This window comes from Streptomyces sp. NPDC032091 (assembly GCF_055580265.1).
This window is the reverse complement of record NZ_JBVILR010000001.1, coordinates 509,493-526,889: the sequence shown is the minus strand read 5'-3', so window position 1 is coordinate 526,889 and position 17,397 is coordinate 509,493. Positions and strand designations below refer to the sequence as shown.

Here is a 17,397-nt window from a genome sequence, read left to right as displayed (position 1 = left end):
GGCTGCCGCGATGGCATTCAATCACTTACCGGCAGGCGCGCACGACGCCTTGGGGCCATTGTCCCGCACTGCGGTGACACACTCGGTTCCAATGGCCAACACTCAGCACCCCGGTCCGGCCACGGCACCGGCGGACCCACGACCCACCCCCGGCACCGTTCTGGACCGCCTGTCACGGGGGCCTTCCCGAGCTGCGCGCATCACTCATACGGAGCACTTGCCCCCTCGGGCGGGTCGTCATGCGGTCTGGCCGCACCGGGTCCGAACCGATGTAGTAGCCGCGATCCGAACGGCGGGCATCGACCATCCGTGGGAACATCAGGCCACGGCCGCCGAGCTCGCCCTGGACGGCGAGTCGGTGGTCATCGCCACCGGAACCGCCTCGGGCAAGTCCCTGGCCTACCTGGCCCCCGTGCTGTCCGCCCTCGCCGACGGCGCCGAGGCCCCGAACGGCCGCGGTGCGACCGCCCTCTACCTGGCTCCGACCAAGGCTCTGGCCGCCGACCAGCGGCGCGCCGTCCGCGAACTGGCCGCACCCCTCGGGAACGCCGTGCGACCGGCCGTGTACGACGGGGACACACCCGTCGAGGAACGCGAGTGGGTGCGCCAGTACGCGAACTACGTGCTGACCAACCCCGACATGCTCCATCGGGGGATGCTGCCCTCCCATCCGCGCTGGTCCTCCTTCCTCAAGGCCCTGCGCTACGTGGTGATCGACGAGTGCCACACCTACCGCGGGGTGTTCGGCTCCCACGTCGCCCAGGTGCTGCGGCGGCTGCGCCGGCTGTGCGCCCGCTACGGCTCCGAGCCGGTGTTCCTGCTGGCCTCCGCCACGGCGAGCGACCCGGCGGCCGCCGCCTCCCGGCTGACCGGCGTGCCGGTCACCGGGGTCACCGACGACGCCTCGCCGCGCGGCGAGGTGGTCTTCGCCCTGTGGGAGCCGCCGCTGACCGAGCTCAAGGGCGAGAAGGGCGCCCCGGTGCGCCGCACCGCGACGGCGGAGACCGCCGACCTGCTGACCGACCTGGTGGTCCAGGGGATCCGCACGGTGGCCTTCGTACGCTCCCGGCGCGGGGCCGAGCTGATCTCCGTGATCGCCCAGGAGCGGCTGGCCCAGGTGGACCGGTCCCTGCCCCGGCGGGTCGCGGCCTACCGGGGCGGCTACCTGCCCGAGGAGCGCCGCGCCCTGGAGCGGGCCCTGCACTCCGGGCAGCTGCTGGGGCTGGCCGCCACCACCGCCCTGGAGCTCGGCGTGGACGTCTCGGGCCTCGACGCCGTGCTGATCACCGGCTATCCGGGCACCCGCGCCTCCCTGTGGCAGCAGGCCGGACGCGCGGGCCGGTCGGGACAGGGCGCGCTGGCGGTGCTGATCGCCCGCGACGACCCGCTGGACACCTACCTGGTGCACCACCCCGAGGCCCTCTTCCGGCAGCCGGTGGAGGCCACCGTGCTGGATCCCGACAACCCCTACGTGCTGGCCCCGCACCTGTGCGCGGCCGCCGCCGAGCTGCCCCTGACCGAAGCGGACCTGGACCTCTTCGGCCCGGCCGCGGCCGGCCTGCTGCCCCAGCTGGAGGCGGCGAAGCTGCTGCGGCGGCGGACCGCGGCCTGGCACTGGACCCGCCGGGAGCGGGCCTCGGACCTGGCCGACATCCGCGGCGGCGGGGGCCGCCCGGTGCAGATCGTCGAGGCGGAGACCGGCCGGCTGCTGGGCACCGTCGACGAGTCCGCCTCCCACACCGCCGTCCACGACGGCGCCGTCCACCTGCACCAGGGCCGCACCTACCTGGTGCGCCGGCTGGACCTGGAGGACTCGGTGGCCCTGGTCGAGGCGGCGGACCCGCCCTTCTCGACCACCGCCCGCGACACCACCTCGATCTCCGTCCTGGAGACCGAGACCGAGATCCCCTGGGGCGAGGCCCGGCTCTGCTTCGGCTCCGTCGAGGTCACCAACCAGGTGGTGTCCTACCTGCGCCGCAAGCTGATCACCGGCGAGGTGCTCGGCGAGGCCAAGCTGGACCTGCCGCCGCGCACCCTGCGCACCAGGGCCGTGTGGTGGACGGTCACCGAGGACCAGCTCGACGAGGCCCGGATCGGCCCGGAGATCCTCGGCGGCGCCCTGCACGCCGCCGAGCACGCCTCCATCGGCCTGCTCCCGCTGTTCGCCACCTGCGACCGCTGGGACATCGGCGGGGTCTCCGTCCCGCTGCACCCGGACACCCTGCTGCCCACCGTGTTCGTCTACGACGGCCACCCGGGCGGCGCCGGCTTCGCGGAGCGGGCCTTCCACACGGCCCGGGAGTGGCTGACGGCCACCCGGGACGCCATCGCCGCCTGCGAGTGCGAGGCCGGCTGCCCCTCCTGCATCCAGTCCCCCAAGTGCGGCAACGGCAACGACCCCCTCCACAAGCGCGGCGCGATCCGCCTCCTCACCCGTCTCCTGGCCCCCGCCCCCTGACCGCCCGGCCCCCGGCCCGGGTGCCAGGGGCGGGCCCGCCCGGGCCGCGACCCTCGGGGCGAAGGGGCCGGCCCGGACGACCGCGGTGACCTCGGCCACCTCGCCCCCGACCCGGCATCCGGCCACCACCGCCCCCTGGGCGCCCGCCACCCGCCCGGCCGCCGCACAGGCGGCCTGCGGGCCGTGCGCCCAGGTGGCCGCCGCCGCGAGGGCCGCCAGATCGGCCGCGGCCCCCGCCCGGTGCCGGGCCACCAGCGCCTGCCCCAGCAGCAGCACGCCCCCGAACACCGCCACCAGCACCGTGGCCACCACGGTGGCCCACACCGTCGCGGAGCCCCGGTCCCGGCTCACGGCGGCGGCCCCACGGCGTCCTCGGCCAGGGCCGCCGCCCGCGCCCCGAGCCGGACCGGCAGCCCGGCCGGCCCCGGGGCGGGCGCGGCCACCCGCACCCGCCACAGGTCACCGGACCGCTCCAGCTCCACCTCCGCCCCCGGCGGGGCGGCCTGGCGGGCCGCCGCCAGCACCGCCCCGGCGGGCTCCGACCGGGCCGCCGCCCGGGCACCGGCCCGGGCGGCGTCCACGCACCGGATCTGCGCGGCAGCCGCCATCAGCGCCCACACCAGCAGCGCCGCGAACAGCACCAGGGCCGGAATGACGAGCGCCGCCTCCGCCGTCACATAACCCCGGTCCGGGGCGGCCGGCGGCTTTCGCTCAGAAGGGCGCATCGAGCGCCTTCCCGATGGTCGACTGGAGTGCCGCCGAAACCACGTCACTCGTCACCACCTTGTACAGAACCGCCGCGAACGCACAGGCCGCGATCGTGCCCATGGCGTATTCCGAGGTCGACATTCCCGCGTCGCGCCCACGACCGCTCGCAGCCGCCCGCAGACGAAACCAGATGATCCTCATGACACCCTCCTGTGGGATTACGTTCTTGATGTGATTTCAGGTTTGATTCCGAAACTCCGCAGTGGATCACCGCTCGCGGAGGACTTCGGGCTTTCAGCCGGCCGACAGCAGACCGGAGGCCATTCCGATCACCACCGGCGCGACCCCGACCGCGAGGAAGGCGGGGAGGAAGCACAGCCCCACCGGCGCGGTCACGAGCACCGCGGCCCGCTGCGCCCGGGCGCCCGCCCGCCGGGAGCGGTCCGCCCTCAGGGCCGCCGCCAGCCGGGACACCGGCTCCGCCGCCGGCGCCCCCGTCCGGGCCGCGCGCTCCAGGCACTCGGCCAGCCCCCGCGCCCCGGGTATGCCCGCCAGGCTCCCCCACGCCGCGCCCGGTTCACCGCCGAGCCGCAGCTCCGCCCCCGCAAGCGCCAGGCGCTCGCCCACCGGCCCGCCCAGCGACTCCCCCACCACCTCGGCCGCCTCGACCGGGCCCGCGCCCGCCGCCAGACAGGCGGCCAGCAGATCCGCCGCCAGGGGCAACTGCCGCTCGGCCTCCCGCTGATGGACCCCGGGCGCCGCCCGGGGCCGGGCCGTCCACCAGCGCACCCCGGCCGCCGCACCGCACCCGGTGAGCAGCCCCGGCGCCCCGCCGATCAGCACCCAGCCAGCCAGCAGCGCCCCCGCCGGCCCGGCCCAGGCCACCACCGCCGCCCGCGCCCGCCGGCCCCACGGCGGCCCGCGCCGCACCGGCTCCGCCGCCCCGAAGACCGCCGCGAGCCTGCGCCGCGCCGCCCGCCGCCCCACCCGCGCCGACACCGCCGAGCCCAGGCACCACACCGCCACCGCCAGACACAGGACCGTCGCCAGTCCGCGGACCGCCGGCCCGTCCATCACCGTTCCCCCGTCCGCACGATCCGCCGGCACCACAGCAGCCCCAGCGCCTCCAGCACCGCACCGGCCGCCAGGCAGCCCCAGCCCACCGGGGAGTGCAGCAGCACCTTCAGCGGGTCCGCCCCGAGCCCGGTCCCCATCAGCAGTCCCACCAGCGGCAGCAGCGCGAGCACCACCGTCGTCGACCTGGCCCCCGCCAACTGGGCCCGCAGGGACTCCTTCCGGTCCCGCTCGGCCCGCAGCGCGCCCTCCAGCCGGTCCAGTCCGGCCGCCAGTCCCGCGCCGCCGTCCACCGAGACCCGCCAGCAGGCCGCCATCCCGGCCAGCCCCTCCGCTCCCGGCTCCCGCGCCGCCTCGTGCAGGGCGCGGGCCACGTCCCCGCCGAACGCCGCGGCCGCCAGCACGGCCGCCTCCGCCGGGCCCGGCCCCCCGGGGCCGGCCGCCGTACGCCGTATCGCCGACGTCAGCGCCTGCCCGGGCTGGGCCCCGGCCCGCAGCTCGCCCACCACGGCCCCGCACAACGCCAGCACCCCGGCCGCCCGGGCCGCCCGCACCCGCTCCCGCTCCCGGACCCGCAGCCACCGGCGCAGCAGCGGCACCGACGCCGCCCCCAGCACCAGCGGGATCACCGACCCGCCCAGTACGCCCACCAGCGCACCGGCGGCGAGCCCCGCCCACTCCCGCCACCGCGCCGCCCGCACCCGCGCCGCGGCCGCCAGCCGCCACCCGGGCGGGGGGACCCTCGGCAGGGCCTGAACTCCGCCCGCCAGCACCAGCCGGACCCGCCGGGCCGTCCCGTCGCCCCCCGCCAGCCCCCAGGCGGCGGCCCCGGCGCACAGCACGCCGGCGAACACCGGCACCGACCCGAGCGCCCCGGCGTTCACCGGGCACCCCGCAGCAGCGGCCCGAGCCGCTCCCAGCCCCGCTCGCGTACGAAGCCCCGCGCACCCCAGCGCAGCGCGGGCACGGTCACCACCAGCCCGCCCGGATCCCGCTCCAGCACATGGACCTCCGCCACCCGCCGGCGCCCCGACCGGTCCCGGGTGAGGTGGACCACGAGGGTGAGGGCGGCCGCCAACTGGCTGTGCAGGGCGGCCCGGTCGAGCCCGGCGGCGCTGCCGAGCGCCTCCAGCCGGGCCGGCACGTGCTCGGCGGCGTTGGCGTGGACCGTGCCGCAGCCCCCTTCGTGCCCGGTGTTCAGGGCGGCCAGCAGATCGGCCACCTCGGCACCGCGGACCTCGCCGACCACCAGCCGGTCGGGGCGCATCCGCAGGGCCTGGCGGACCAGATCTGCCAGGGTGACCAGCCCGGCGCCCTCCTGGTTCGCGGGCCGGGTCTCCAGCCGCACCACATGGGGGTGGTCCGGCCGCAGCTCGGCGGAGTCCTCGGCCAGCACGATCCGTTCGGCGGGGCCGACCAGGCCGAGCAGGGCACTGAGGAGGGTGGTCTTGCCCGTACCCGTGCCGCCCGAGACGAGGAAGGACAGCCGGGCCTCGACCATCGCCCGCAGAAGCCGCTGCCCGCCCGGCGGCAGGGTCCCGGCCGCGACCAGCTCGTCGAGCGTGAACGCCCTGGGCCGCACGACCCGAAGCGACAGGCACGCCGACCCGACGGCCACCGGCGGGAGCACGGCGTGCAGCCGGGTGCCGTCCGGCATCCGGGCGTCCACCCAGGGCCGGGCGTCGTCCAGCCGCCGCCCCGCGACGGCGGCCAGGCGCTGGGCCAGCCTGCGCACGGCCTCGGCGTCGGGGAAGGTCACCGCCGTCAGCTCCAGCCCGCCGCCCCGGTCCACCCACACCCGGTCCGGGGCGGCCACCAGCACATCGGTGACCCCGGGGTCGGCGAGCAGCCGCTCCAGCGGCCCCGCGCCGACCAGCTCGGAGCGCAACTCGGCGGCCGCTCCCAGCACTTCCGCGTCCCCGAGCAGCCGGCCCTGCGCCCGCAGGGCCGCCGCCACCCGGGCCGGCGTGGGCTCCGCACCGCTCTCGGCCAGCCGCCGGCGCACGGCGTCCAGCAGGACCGCGCTCATGCCGGCACCCCCTGCGCCGGGCCGAGCGCCCGCTGCCAGAAGCCGTCACAGAACCGGGCCAACGCGCCCCGCGCGCCCGGCGGTTCCCCTTCGGCCACCCGCCCCGGAAGCCCCACCTCCACCGGCACCTCCCCGGCCAGCGGTGCTCCCAGCAGCCCGGCGACCGCTTCGGCGTCGAGCCCCTGACGGCAACGGCCCCGTACGACGACGCGGACGTCCCGGGCGACCATCCGCACGCCCGCGGCCACCCGCCCCGCCGCGGCCACCGACCGCAGTTCGCCGGGGACCACGAGCAGCACGAGGTCCAGCTGGGCCAGCACCTCCGCCACGGACTCGTCCACCCGCCGGGGCAGGTCGACCACGACCACCCCGCCCCGCCGGCGGGCGGCGGCCACGACCGAGCGCATCGCGGCGGGCGGCACCACCACCCGCTCCCCGCGGTCCCAGCTCAGCACCCGCAGCGCGTGCAGCTCGGGCAGGGACTCCTCCAGCGCGCCCGCCCCGACCCGGCCGCGCGAGGCGGCGAAGTCGGGCCAGCGCAGCCCCTCGGCCGCCTCGCCGCCGAGCAGGACGTCCATGCCGCCGCCGAGGGGGTCGCCGTCGACGAGGATGGTGCGCTGCCCGGCCCGGGCGGCCCGGAGCGCGAGGGCGCAGGCGAGGGTGGACGCCCCGGCCCCGCCGCTGCCGCCGATGACCCCGACGGTCAGGGCGGGCCGCCCGGCCCCTTCGACGACGTCGGCGAGGCGGTCGACGAGCCGGTTCTCGGCGTCGGGCAGCCGGAGCACCTCCTCGGCGCCGATCTGCACCGCCCGCTGCCACACGAAGGGGTCGTCGAGGTCCCGGCCGACGAGGAACACGCCGTCCCGGCGCGGCGCCCCGCGCACCCGGCGGGCGGCGTCGTCGCCGACGAGGACCAGCGGGGCGGTGTCCCAGCCGACGCCGCCCGGCGGGCCGGCGGCGGCCGCGTCACCGACGCCACCGGGCTCGGCTGCCGCTCCGCTGCGCTCCGGCACCGCGTGGTGCACATGCGGTTCGGCACCCGCCGCGGCGCACAGCCTGAGCAGGTCGTCGAGCAGCAGCGGGTCCTCGGTGACGATCAGCGGCCGCCCGCCGCCGGGTCCGGCCCCCACGGCGCGGGCGGGCAGCCCGCCCCCCGCGGCCACGACGGGCGCCGACGCTTCACACGACTTCGATCCAGCCACGATCTCCGCCCCCTTCTCACTGCAAATCCAGACGCCGCGGACTTCGCGGCCGGAATCACCGTGCAGGGATCCGGAAAAAGAAGTGGATCTTGGTCGAAAACTGTGGACGAGAAGGCACTTGTGAATATCTTCCCCACCCCTGCGGGTGAGTTCCGCAGCGCGCCGGAACGACTACACAGCGTTACGCGTTGGAGGGGGTGACGGCCCGTGCCGTGCGGGCCCGCCGAAGAGGAAGGGCCGGGAGGATGTCCGTCACGACCCCGGAAAGAGGGGCGCGAACCGCGTCCGGACATGCGACGACCCCCGCCGGGGGGGAGAGCGGGGGTCGTCCCCACGGTCCGACTCGGGGGGGGAGGAGCCAGACCGGGTTAGCACGGTCGCGAACGATCCGTGACTTCCATGGTGTACCCGAGAGCCTTCTCAGGCAAACCCACGCGCCACACCTTACGCCGAATGGTGGGCGCATATGCTCGGTGCGTGGAAAATCAGCCCTTGCCGCACTCCTCGCCCCGGACCGCCGCCTTCTTCGACCTGGACAAGACGGTCATTGCGAAGTCCAGCGCCCTGACGTTCAGCAAGTCCTTCTACCAGGGCGGCCTGATCAACCGGCGGGCCGTGCTGCGGACCGCGTACACCCAGTTCATCTTCCTGGCCGGCGGCGCCGACCACGACCAGATGGAACGGATGCGCGAGTACCTGTCCGCGCTCTGCAAGGGGTGGAACGTCCGCCAGGTGCGGGAGATCGTCGCCGAGGCGCTGCACGACCTCATCGACCCGATCATCTACGACGAGGCCGCGTCCCTCATCGAGGCCCACCACACCGCGGGGCGCGACGTGGTGATCGTGTCGAGCTCCGGCGCCGAAGTCGTCGAGCCCATCGGGGAGATGCTCGGCGCGGACCGGGTCGTCGCCACCCGCATGGTGGTCGGCGAGGACGGCTGCTTCACCGGGGAGATCGAGTACTACGCCTACGGGCCCACGAAGGCCGATGCCGTGCGCGAGCTCGCCGAGTCCGAGGGCTACGACCTCGCGCGGTGCTACGCGTACAGCGACTCCATCACCGACGTGCCGATGCTGGAGGCCGTCGGGCACCCGCACGCGGTCAACCCCGACCGGGCCCTGCGGCGCGAGGCGGTCGCCCGGGAGTGGCCGGTGCTGGTGTTCAGCAAGCCGGTACGGCTCAAGCAGCGGCTGCCCGGCCTGTCGGTGCCCGCACGGCCCGCGCTCGTCGCCGCTGCGGCGGTCGGCGCGGCCGCGGCCACCGCAGGACTGGTCTGGTACGCGAGCCGCCGGCGGGCGGCCGCGGCGGCCCTCGCGTCGGCCTGAGCACAGCCGGAGGACCGTCCCCGTCCGGGGCGATACGGGGTGTCCGAAGAGACCTGAATCGCCCCGAAAAGTAAAGAACCTCGGCCAGGGGTTTCACTCCGCCCCGAAGCGAGGTACAAAGGATTCACGGCCCGCGAGACCAAAGAACATCCGAGAGGATCATCTTTAAAACGCAGTAAGGCCCACGGACCGAAGCAGGAACGCCGAGCACCCACGCGACGTCGACCCGTCGATTACGGGCCAGCCGCACCAGGCCAAGGGCAAAGTACCCGGCCTGATGGGCACCATCGAGGACGCTTGGTAACTGGGCGTGAATGCCAGCGGCGACACCAGAGCAGTACGGTGTCGCCGCAACCCTTTGTCCGGGCCCGTCAGCCCGGCCCGCCCTACGCCGCGCCGCGCTGGAGCGCCTCGCAGACCGCCGTAGACTCGCGCGCGCCGAGCTCGACCGCGCGGCCGCAGTGGGCGATCCAGGCCGCCATCCCCTCCGCGGTGCCGGAGACGTAGCCCTTGAAGGCCTCCAGATAGGCCTCCGTACCCTGTTCCGCGTGACCGACCTCCGCCGGGCAGATCGCCTTCGGGTCCAGACCGCTGTTGATCAGCACGATCCGCTCCGCCGCACGCGCGACGACCCCGTTGTACGAGGCGAAGGGCCGCAGGGCCAGCAGTTCGCCGTGCACCACCGCGGCCGTCACCAGCGCCGGGGCCGACCCGCCCGCGATGACCACCCCGGACAGCCCGTCCAGCCGGCCCGCGACCTCGTCGGCGTCCGGCAGCGGCAGGTCCACCAGGGGCTCGTCCACCGGCTCGCCGGCCAGCCGCGGACGGCCCACCACGTCACCGGCCGCGGCCGAACCGGACGCGACCAGGTGCAGCCGGGCGAGTACCCGCATCGGCGACTGGCGCCAGATGCTCAGCAGCTGACCGGCCTCCGCCGTCAGCCGCAGGGCGGCACCCACCGTCAGCGCCTCGGGGTCCGCGCCGAAGTCGGTCCGGCGGCGCACCTCCTCCAGCGCCCAGTCGGCCCCCGACAGCGCCGCGCTCGCCCGGGCGCCGCGCAGTGCGGCCTCCGAGGTGATCTCCCCGCCGCGCCGGCGCATGACCCGGTGCCCGTAGACCCGGTCCACGGCCTTGCGTACGGATTCCACGGACTCTGCGACGCCCGGGAGGGCACCCAGGGCCGCCAGCGGGTCAGAAGCGCTACTCATAAGTAGGGAGCCTACGCACTGCGGCCCCATAGCACCGACCCCTCCTTGGAGTGGTCTTCTTCACTCACCTCGACCACACCCCGCTGTCATGCCACTACGCTTGGTGAACATGAAGATCGCTTTCGTGGGAAAGGGAGGCAGTGGGAAGACGACGCTGTCCTCCCTCTTCATCCGCCACCTCGCAGCCAGTGGAGCCCCCGTCGTCGCGGTGGACGCCGACATCAACCAGCACCTCGGAGCCGCCCTCGGGCTGACCGAGGAGGAGGCCGCCGCGCTGCCCGCGCTGGGCGCGCACCTGCCCCTCATCAAGGAGTACCTGCGCGGCTCGAACCCGCGCATCGCCTCGGCCGACAGCATGATCAAGACGACGCCGCCCGGGGCGGGTTCGCGGCTGCTGCGGGTGGACGAGGACAATCCGGTCTACGAGGCGTGCGCGCGCACGGTGCCGCTCGACGGGCAGCCCGTCCGGCTGATGGCGACGGGCCCCTTCACCGAGTCGGACCTGGGGGTGGCCTGCTACCACTCGAAGGTCGGGGCGGTCGAGCTCTGCCTCAACCACCTGGTCGACGGCCCGGACGAGTACGTCGTCGTCGACATGACGGCCGGCTCGGACTCCTTCGCCTCGGGCATGTTCACCCGTTTCGACATGACCTTCCTGGTGGCCGAGCCGACCCGCAAGGGGGTCTCGGTCTACCGCCAGTACAAGGAGTACGCCCGGGACTTCGGGGTCCGGCTGCGGGTCGTGGGCAACAAGGTGCAGGGGCCGGAGGACATCGAGTTCCTCCAGGACGAAGTGGGCGAGGACCTGCTGGTCACCTTCGGCCACTCCGACTGGGTGCGGGCGATGGAGCGGGGCCGCCCGGCCCCCTTCGAGCTGCTGGAGGCGGCCAACCGGCTCGCCCTGCGGGCCCTCCGGGACGCGGCGGAGGACTCCTACGCGGGGCGCGACTGGGACAAGTACACCGAGCAGATGGTCCACTTCCACCTGCGCAACGCGGAGAGCTGGGGCAACGCCAGGACCGGGGTCGACCTGGCGGAGCAGGTCGACCCCGGCTTCGTCCTCCACGAGGGACTGGTCAGCCCTCGTCCGGTGCCCCGGCCGGCCCCTCAGCCGGCTTGACCTTGCCCGCCGGGGCCGCCGGAGCGACCGGAGCCGCCGGCGGCCCCGCGGTGAGGAACTTCGTCCAGCCCTCCTTCGGCGCCTGGCCGACCTCCAGGCCGCGCAGCCAGTCCAGCGTCTTGGGGTCCTGCGCGTCCAGCCAGTCGGCCAGCTCGCGGAAGGGCACGCAGCGCACCTCGGGCTCGCCGCACATGCTCTTGATGGACTCCTCGACGGCGCGCATGTAGGTGCCGCCGTTCCAGGACTCGAAGTGGTTGCCGATGATCAGGGGCGCGCGGTTGCCCTGGTAGGCCCGGTCGAAGGCCTGCTTCAGGCCGTCGCGCATCTGGTCGCCCCAGTACTGGTGCTGCGAGGGGTCGCCCTGCGTGGTCGTGCCCGACTGGTTGACCATGTAGTTGTAGTCCATGCTCAGCGTGTCGAAGGCCCGTCCGGGCATCGGCACCAGCTGGAGCGGGAGGTCCCAGAGCCCGTCCGTCTTCTTCGGCCAGACCTGCTTGCCGATCCCGCTGGAGTCGTAGCGGAAGCCCATGTCCTTGGCCGCCAGCATGAAGTTCTTCTGGCCTTCGAGGCAGGGAGTGCGGGCGCCGATGAGCTCCTTGTCGTAGTCGAACGGGAGCGGCTCCATGTCCTTCAGCCCGGCGTTCGTCTTCCAGTTCTTGACGAAGGACTTGGCCTGGTTGATCTCGCTCTTCCACTCCTCGACGGACCAGGTGCCGACGCCGCCGTCGGGGCCGCAGAAGTGACCGTTGAAGTGGGTGCCGATCTCGTTGCCCTCCAGCCAGGCCGCGCGGACCTGGGCGGCGGTGTCCTTGATGCCCTGGAGGTCGCCGAAGCCGATGTCGGAGCGGCCCGGCGAATGCTGCGGCGCGGTGTAGAGGGAACGCTTCTCCTCCGGCAGCATGTACACGCCGCTGAGGAAGTAGGTCATCCGGGCGTTGTGCTCCTTGCCGACCTCGCGGAAGTGCGAGAAGAGCTTCTGACTGTCCTCGCCGGCCCCGTCCCACGAGAACACCACGAACTGCGGCGGCTTCTCGCCGGGCTTGAGCTTCTGCGGCTTCTGCACGTTCGGCTGCGGGCCCGTGTAGGCCGTCGAGCCGTCGCCGATCGGCCGGTTGACGCTGCCGGGCGCCTCCGGGGCGGCGGCGCCCTTCCTCCCGTTCGGCCCGCCCGGGGCCCCGCGCACCGCGGACCCCGAGCCGCTGCACCCGGCGGCGCACAGGACCAGTGCCGTGGCGGCCAGCCCGCCGGCGATCTTCTTCGTGGCGGCCATCATCCGCACACCTCTCCCTCGCAGTACCGATGCAGGACGTTCGCGACGCAACGTCCCATGCGGTGCGGTTTTAGGAAGGTATGACAAGCCCGACAAAATGCTTAATCACCCCTATGGGTGGGCTTCTAGGCTACTTGCCCGCATTGCCCCCCACCCTTCTTTACTCTCCATTACCATCCATTTACCGAGTGTTGAGACTCCCGCCGCTTCATCCCTCCCCAGAGGAGACGGGAACCCATGACAGCCACCGCACCAGCCCCCTCCCCCACCCGGCGGCCATCGGGCGCCAGGAGCTTCCGCAAGGACCTCCCGGCCGACCTGTCGGCGTCCGCAGCCGTCTTCCTGATCGCCCTGCCCCTCTCCCTCGGCATCGCGCTGGCCACCGGCGCCCCGCTGCAAGCCGGCCTGGTGGCCGCGGCGGCGGGCGGGATCGTGGCCGGACGGCTCGGCGGCGCACCCCTCCAGGTGAGCGGTCCCGCCGCCGGACTCACGGTCGTGACCGCCGAGTTGATCCAGCGCTACGGCTGGCGCACCACCTGTGCCATCACCGTCCTCGCGGGCTGCTGCCAGCTCGGACTCGCCTTCCTGCGCACCGCCCGGTCGGCGCTCATGGTGAGCCCGGCCATCGTGCACGGGATGCTCGCGGGCATCGGTGTGACCATCGCACTGGCCCAGCTGCACATCGTGCTCGGCGGCACCCCGCAGAGCTCGGCCGTCGCCAACGTGCTGGGGCTGCCCGCCCAGTTGGCCGATCCGCATCCGGCCGCGCTGGCGGTGAGCGCGCTGACGCTGTGCGTCCTGCTCGGCTGGAACCGGCTGCCCGGGCGGATGGGCCGCGCCCTGCGCAAGGTGCCGGCCGCGCTGGCCGCCGTCGCCTCGGCCACGGCGTTCGCGGCCCTGGCCGGGCTGGCCCTGCCCCGGGTCGACCTGCCGTCCTGGAGCAGCCACGCCCTGCCCGAGGTGCCCCGGGGGCCGGTGCTCGGGCTGATCGCCGCCGTGCTGACCATCACCCTGGTCGGCAGCGTGGAGTCCCTGCTGTCCTCGGTCGCCACCGATAAGCTGATCGCCGCCGAGCGCGGTACGGACGACCGCCCGCCCCGCGCCGACCTCGACCGCGAACTGCGCGGCCAGGGCGCCGCGAACATCGTCTCCGGCCTGCTGGGCGGGCTGCCCATCACCGGTGTGGCCGTGCGCAGCGTGGCGAACGTCAAGTCGGGTGCCGTCAGCCGGAAATCGGCCATGTTCCACGGGCTGTGGGTGGTGCTCGCGGCCGGTCTGTTCGTCCCGGTCCTGGATCTGATCCCGCTGGCGGCGCTGGCCGCGCTCGTGATGGCCGTCGGGGTCCAGATGGTCAGCATCACGCACCTGCGGACCATCTCCCGGCACCGCGAGGTCGTGGTCTACGCGACGACGATCGCGGCCGTGGTGCTGGGCGGGGTGCTGGAGGGTGTGGCCGTCGGGATCGCGGTGGCCGTGGCCCTGGCCCTGCGCCGACTGGCCCGGACCCGGATCACGGTGACCGAGGAGGAAGGGGGCCACCGAGTCATCGCGCGCGGGCAGTTGACCTTCCTCGCGGTCCCCCGGCTGAGCCGGGTGCTGAACCAGGTCCCGCACGGCGGGCACGCGGTGGTCGAACTGGACGGCTCGTTCATGGACCACGCCGCCTACGAGACGCTCCACGACTGGCAGGAGTCACACCTGGCGCACGGAGGCTCGCTCGAACTCACCGGCCGGTACGCGGGCACGGCGACCGCCGGCCACCGGGCCGAGGCGGGCGGCCGGGAGGCGCACCAGTGCTGCCGCCCCTGGACGCCCTGGCAGAACCACTGCGACCACCGCGCCGCGCAGACCGACCCGACCGACCGGACCGACCCGGCCGGCCAGCCCGCGCAGACCGCCCGGGCGGGGCGGGGCGACGGGCCCCACCCCGGCGGCGCGGCTCCGCGTACGATTCCCGGCGCGGCCGGGGTTCCCGGCGCCCCGGCGGCCGTCCCCACGCGACGGCCCGGGGCGGGCCAACTGGCCAGTGGGATCAGCGCCTTCCAGCGGGACACCGCACCGCACGTGCGCGAGGAGCTCGCCCGGCTGGCGCGCGAGGGGCAGCGGCCCTCGCAGCTCTTCCTCACCTGCGCGGACTCCCGCCTGGTGACCAGCATGATCACCGCCAGCGGTCCGGGCGACCTGTTCACCGTGCGCAACGTGGGCAATCTCGTCCCGCTGCCCGGCGCCGAGTCCGGGGACGACTCCGTCGCGGCGGCCATCGAGTACGCCGTGGACGTGCTCGAGGTCGCCAGCATCACGGTGTGCGGGCACTCGGGGTGCGGGGCCATGCAGGCCCTGCTGAGCTCCCGGCCCGGCGCCCCGATGACCCCGCTGACCCGCTGGCTGCGGCACGGCCTGCCCAGCCTGGAGCGGATGGGCAGCCGGCACCACGCCTGGGCCCGGATCTCGGGGCGGCTCCCGGCCGACGCCGTGGAGCAGCTCTGCCTGACCAACGTGGTGCAGCAGCTGGAGCACCTGCGGGCGCACGAATCGGTGGCCCGGCGGCTCGCCGAGGGGACGCTGGAACTGCACGGGATGTACTTCCACGTGGGCGAGGCCCAGGCCTATCTCCTGTCCCCCGGGGAGGACTTCTTCGACTGTCGCGTTTTCGACAGCGTCGGCCAGAACGCCTGACCAGAGGCCCTCCCGAACCGATACCCTCCCGTATCCGTGCAAGCTGTCGGCCCCCTCCCGCACCCTGGCGCGGGTGGGGGCCGTCGGCACGCCGCCGCGCGCAACCCGGCACGCCGGGCTCGCGAAGGGCGGACGCGGGCCCAGTCGTGGTATAGGTCTAAACCAATTTTCGGCAACCCCTTGTCACCTGGGCGTCTGACTGATGAGCTGTCCCCGGGGACTCAGCTATGCCCGGGGGACAACGGACACCCTGGGAAAGGGAGATGTCGTGAGCAACGAGAGCCTGGCCAACCTGCTGAAAGAGGAGCGGCGGTTCGCACCGCCCGCCGATCTGGCCGCCGCCGCGAACGTGAAGGAGGCCGCCTACGGGCAGGCCGACGCGGACCGGCTGGGCTTCTGGGCCGAGCAGGCCCGACGGCTGGCCTGGGACACCGAGCCCACCGAGACGCTCGACTGGAGCAACCCGCCCTTCGCGAAGTGGTTCGCCGACGGCAAGCTGAACGTCGCATACAACTGCGTGGACCGGCACGTGGCGGCCGGCAACGGCGAGCGCGTCGCCATCCACTTCGAGGGCGAGCCGGGCGACAGCCGCTCGATCACCTACGCCCAGCTCAAGGACGAGGTCTCGCAGGCCGCGAACGCCCTCACCGAACTGGGCGTCCAGGCGGGCGACCGGGTCGCCGTCTACCTGCCGATGATCCCCGAGGCGGTCGTCGCGATGCTCGCGTGCGCCCGTGTCGGCGCCGCGCACTCGGTGGTCTTCGGCGGCTTCTCCGCCGACGCCGTCGCCTCCCGCATCCAGGACGCCGACGCCAAGCTGGTCATCACCGCCGACGGCGGCTACCGCCGCGGCAAGCCCAGCGCGCTCAAGCCCGCCATCGACGAGGCCGTCGCCAAGTGCCCGCAGGTCGAGCACGTCCTCGTCGTCCGGCGCACCGGCCAGGACACCGCCTTCACCGAGGGCCGCGACCTGTGGTGGCACGACCTGGTCGGCCGCCAGTCCACCGAGCACACCCCGCAGGCCTTCGACGCCGAGCACCCGCTCTTCATCCTCTACACCTCGGGGACCACGGGTAAGCCCAAGGGCATCCTGCACACCTCGGGCGGCTACCTCACGCAGGCCTCGTACACCCACCACGCCGTCTTCGACCTGAAGCCGGAGAGCGACGTCTACTGGTGCACCGCCGACATCGGCTGGGTCACCGGGCACTCCTACATCGTCTACGGCCCGCTGGCCAACGGCGCCACGCAGGTGATGTACGAGGGCACGCCGGACACCCCGCACCAGGGCCGGTTCTGGGAGGTCGTGCAGAAGTACGGCGTCACCATCCTCTACACCGCGCCCACCGCGATCCGCACGTTCATGAAGTGGGGCGACGACATCCCCGCGAAGTTCGACCTGTCGAGCCTGCGCGTGCTCGGCTCGGTCGGCGAGCCGATCAACCCCGAGGCCTGGATCTGGTACCGCAAGCACATCGGCGGCGACCGCTGCCCGATCGTGGACACCTGGTGGCAGACCGAGACCGGCGCGATGATGATCTCCCCGCTCCCGGGCGTCACCGCGACCAAGCCGGGCTCCGCCCAGCGCGCCCTGCCCGGCATCGGCGCCACCGTCGTCGACGACGAGGGCCACGAGGTCCCGAACGGCGGAGGCGGCTACCTGGTCCTCACCGAGCCGTGGCCGTCCATGCTGCGCACCATCTGGGGCGACGACCAGCGGTTCATCGACACCTACTGGTCCCGCTTCGAGGGCCGCTACTTCGCGGGCGACGGCGCCAAGAAGGACGACGACGGCGACATCTGGCTGCTGGGCCGCGTCGACGACGTGATGCTGGTGTCCGGCCACAACATCTCCACCACCGAGGTGGAGTCGGCGCTCGTCTCCCACCCCGCGGTCGCCGAGGCCGCCGTGGTCGGCGCGGCCGACGAGACCACCGGCCAGGCGATCGTGGCCTTCGTCATCCTGCGCGGCAGCGCCTCCGAGACGGACGGCCTGGTCGCGGAGCTCCGCAACCACGTGGGCGCCACGCTCGGACCGATCGCCAAGCCGAAGCGGATCCTGCCGGTGCAGGAACTCCCGAAGACCCGTTCCGGCAAGATCATGCGCCGTCTGCTGCGCGACGTGGCGGAGAACCGCGAGGTCGGTGACGTCACCACGCTCGCCGACTCCTCGGTGATGGCCCTGATCCAGACCAAGCTGCCCAGCGCCTCCGACGAGGACTGATCCGCGGCACCACGGCCCCGGGGGGGGGGGGGGGGGGGGGGGGGGGGGGGGGGGGAGGGACGGGGGGGGGGGGGGGGGGGAGAAAAAGAGAAAGGGAAAAAA

The 17,397-nt window shown here is 74.2% G+C and carries 13 protein-coding genes and 1 pseudogene; 5 read left to right on the top strand and 9 right to left on the bottom strand.

Going from position 1 to position 17,397, the window contains the following annotated elements:
- Window positions 1–10: 10 nt before the first annotated feature.
- Window positions 11–2,458 (top strand): DEAD/DEAH box helicase, encoded by a 2,448-nt coding sequence (locus tag ACZ5NJ_RS02470; protein WP_468761821.1) that lies wholly within the window; start codon window positions 11–13, stop codon window positions 2,456–2,458.
- Window positions 2,459–2,548: 90 nt separating this feature from the next.
- Here the strand turns inward: ACZ5NJ_RS02470 and ACZ5NJ_RS02465 are convergent.
- From ACZ5NJ_RS02465 to ssd, 7 genes and pseudogenes are all read right to left on the bottom strand, one after another.
- Window positions 2,549–2,746, bottom strand: a pseudogene (locus ACZ5NJ_RS02465) (Rv3654c family TadE-like protein); the annotation flags it as partial.
- Between the two features lie 59 nt (window positions 2,747–2,805).
- Window positions 2,806–3,183: a TadE family type IV pilus minor pilin gene (locus ACZ5NJ_RS02460; protein ID WP_468761819.1), complete on the bottom strand. Its 378-nt coding sequence runs from the start codon at window positions 3,181–3,183 to the stop codon at window positions 2,806–2,808.
- Entirely contained in the window at window positions 3,170–3,367 is a 198-nt protein-coding gene (locus ACZ5NJ_RS02455) for a DUF4244 domain-containing protein (RefSeq protein WP_468761817.1), read from the bottom strand. Before ACZ5NJ_RS02455 ends, ACZ5NJ_RS02460 begins: the two co-directional genes overlap by 14 nt.
- Window positions 3,368–3,460: 93 nt before the next feature.
- Window positions 3,461–4,240 carry a type II secretion system F family protein gene (locus ACZ5NJ_RS02450; protein WP_468761815.1) on the bottom strand — a complete coding sequence of 260 codons (780 nt, stop codon included), beginning with the start codon at window positions 4,238–4,240 and terminating at the stop codon, window positions 3,461–3,463.
- Complete coding sequence (locus tag ACZ5NJ_RS02445) at window positions 4,240–5,124, bottom strand: type II secretion system F family protein (protein ID WP_468761813.1); 885 nt, start codon at window positions 5,122–5,124, stop codon at window positions 4,240–4,242. The genes ACZ5NJ_RS02450 and ACZ5NJ_RS02445 overlap by 1 nt, the downstream gene beginning before the upstream one ends.
- On the bottom strand, window positions 5,121–6,269 hold the full coding sequence (locus ACZ5NJ_RS02440; RefSeq protein ID WP_468761811.1) for a TadA family conjugal transfer-associated ATPase: 1,149 nt from the start codon (window positions 6,267–6,269) through the stop codon (window positions 5,121–5,123). The genes ACZ5NJ_RS02445 and ACZ5NJ_RS02440 overlap by 4 nt, the downstream gene beginning before the upstream one ends.
- Window positions 6,266–7,414, bottom strand: a complete 1,149-nt coding sequence (gene ssd, locus ACZ5NJ_RS02435; RefSeq protein WP_468762015.1) for a septum site-determining protein Ssd — start codon at window positions 7,412–7,414, stop codon at window positions 6,266–6,268. The genes ACZ5NJ_RS02440 and ssd overlap by 4 nt, the downstream gene beginning before the upstream one ends.
- 510 nt (window positions 7,415–7,924) lie before the next feature.
- Between ssd and ACZ5NJ_RS02430 the strand changes: the two genes are divergently transcribed.
- On the top strand, window positions 7,925–8,797 hold the full coding sequence (locus tag ACZ5NJ_RS02430) for an HAD family hydrolase (RefSeq protein ID WP_468761809.1): 873 nt from the start codon (window positions 7,925–7,927) through the stop codon (window positions 8,795–8,797).
- A gap of 386 nt (window positions 8,798–9,183) precedes the next feature.
- On the opposite strand, the gene ACZ5NJ_RS02425 is transcribed toward ACZ5NJ_RS02430, so the two are convergent.
- Entirely contained in the window at window positions 9,184–10,005 is an 822-nt protein-coding gene (locus tag ACZ5NJ_RS02425; protein WP_468761807.1) for a Fic family protein, read from the bottom strand.
- Between the two features lie 109 nt (window positions 10,006–10,114).
- On the opposite strand from ACZ5NJ_RS02425, the gene ACZ5NJ_RS02420 reads away from it, so the two are divergent.
- Window positions 10,115–11,125 carry an ATP-binding protein gene (locus ACZ5NJ_RS02420; RefSeq protein WP_468761805.1) on the top strand — a complete coding sequence of 337 codons (1,011 nt, stop codon included), beginning with the start codon at window positions 10,115–10,117 and terminating at the stop codon, window positions 11,123–11,125.
- Here ACZ5NJ_RS02420 and ACZ5NJ_RS02415 read toward each other — a convergent pair.
- Window positions 11,082–12,398, bottom strand: coding sequence for a polysaccharide deacetylase family protein (locus ACZ5NJ_RS02415; protein WP_468761802.1), 1,317 nt, complete (start codon window positions 12,396–12,398; stop codon window positions 11,082–11,084). The genes ACZ5NJ_RS02420 and ACZ5NJ_RS02415 overlap by 44 nt on opposite strands.
- A 234-nt stretch (window positions 12,399–12,632) precedes the next feature.
- On the opposite strand from ACZ5NJ_RS02415, the gene ACZ5NJ_RS02410 reads away from it, so the two are divergent.
- Both ACZ5NJ_RS02410 and acs read left to right on the top strand, forming a co-directional pair.
- Window positions 12,633–15,071 (top strand): bifunctional SulP family inorganic anion transporter/carbonic anhydrase, encoded by a 2,439-nt coding sequence (locus ACZ5NJ_RS02410; protein WP_468761800.1) that lies wholly within the window; start codon window positions 12,633–12,635, stop codon window positions 15,069–15,071.
- A 202-nt stretch (window positions 15,072–15,273) separates the two neighbouring features.
- Window positions 15,274–17,295 carry an acetate--CoA ligase gene (gene acs, locus ACZ5NJ_RS02405; RefSeq protein ID WP_468761798.1) on the top strand — a complete coding sequence of 674 codons (2,022 nt, stop codon included), beginning with the start codon at window positions 15,274–15,276 and terminating at the stop codon, window positions 17,293–17,295.
- Window positions 17,296–17,397 lie beyond the last annotated feature (102 nt).

Bases quoted from the DNA above. Each gene is read 5' to 3' on its own strand.
- ACZ5NJ_RS02470 (WP_468761821.1), top strand. From the start codon at position 11: ATGGCATTCAATCACTTACCGGCAGGCGCGCACGACGCCTTGGGGCCA.
- ACZ5NJ_RS02460 (WP_468761819.1), bottom strand. From the start codon at position 3,183: ATGCGCCCTTCTGAGCGAAAGCCGCCGGCCGCCCCGGACCGGGGTTAT.
- ACZ5NJ_RS02455 (WP_468761817.1), bottom strand. From the start codon at position 3,367: ATGAGGATCATCTGGTTTCGTCTGCGGGCGGCTGCGAGCGGTCGTGGG.
- ACZ5NJ_RS02450 (WP_468761815.1), bottom strand. From the start codon at position 4,240: ATGGACGGGCCGGCGGTCCGCGGACTGGCGACGGTCCTGTGTCTGGCG.
- ACZ5NJ_RS02440 (WP_468761811.1), bottom strand. From the start codon at position 6,269: ATGAGCGCGGTCCTGCTGGACGCCGTGCGCCGGCGGCTGGCCGAGAGC.
- ACZ5NJ_RS02430 (WP_468761809.1), top strand. From the start codon at position 7,925: ATGGTGGGCGCATATGCTCGGTGCGTGGAAAATCAGCCCTTGCCGCAC.
- ACZ5NJ_RS02425 (WP_468761807.1), bottom strand. From the start codon at position 10,005: ATGAGTAGCGCTTCTGACCCGCTGGCGGCCCTGGGTGCCCTCCCGGGC.
- ACZ5NJ_RS02420 (WP_468761805.1), top strand. From the start codon at position 10,115: ATGAAGATCGCTTTCGTGGGAAAGGGAGGCAGTGGGAAGACGACGCTG.
- ACZ5NJ_RS02415 (WP_468761802.1), bottom strand. From the start codon at position 12,398: ATGATGGCCGCCACGAAGAAGATCGCCGGCGGGCTGGCCGCCACGGCA.
- ACZ5NJ_RS02410 (WP_468761800.1), top strand. From the start codon at position 12,633: ATGACAGCCACCGCACCAGCCCCCTCCCCCACCCGGCGGCCATCGGGC.
- acs (WP_468761798.1), top strand. From the start codon at position 15,274: ATGAGCTGTCCCCGGGGACTCAGCTATGCCCGGGGGACAACGGACACC.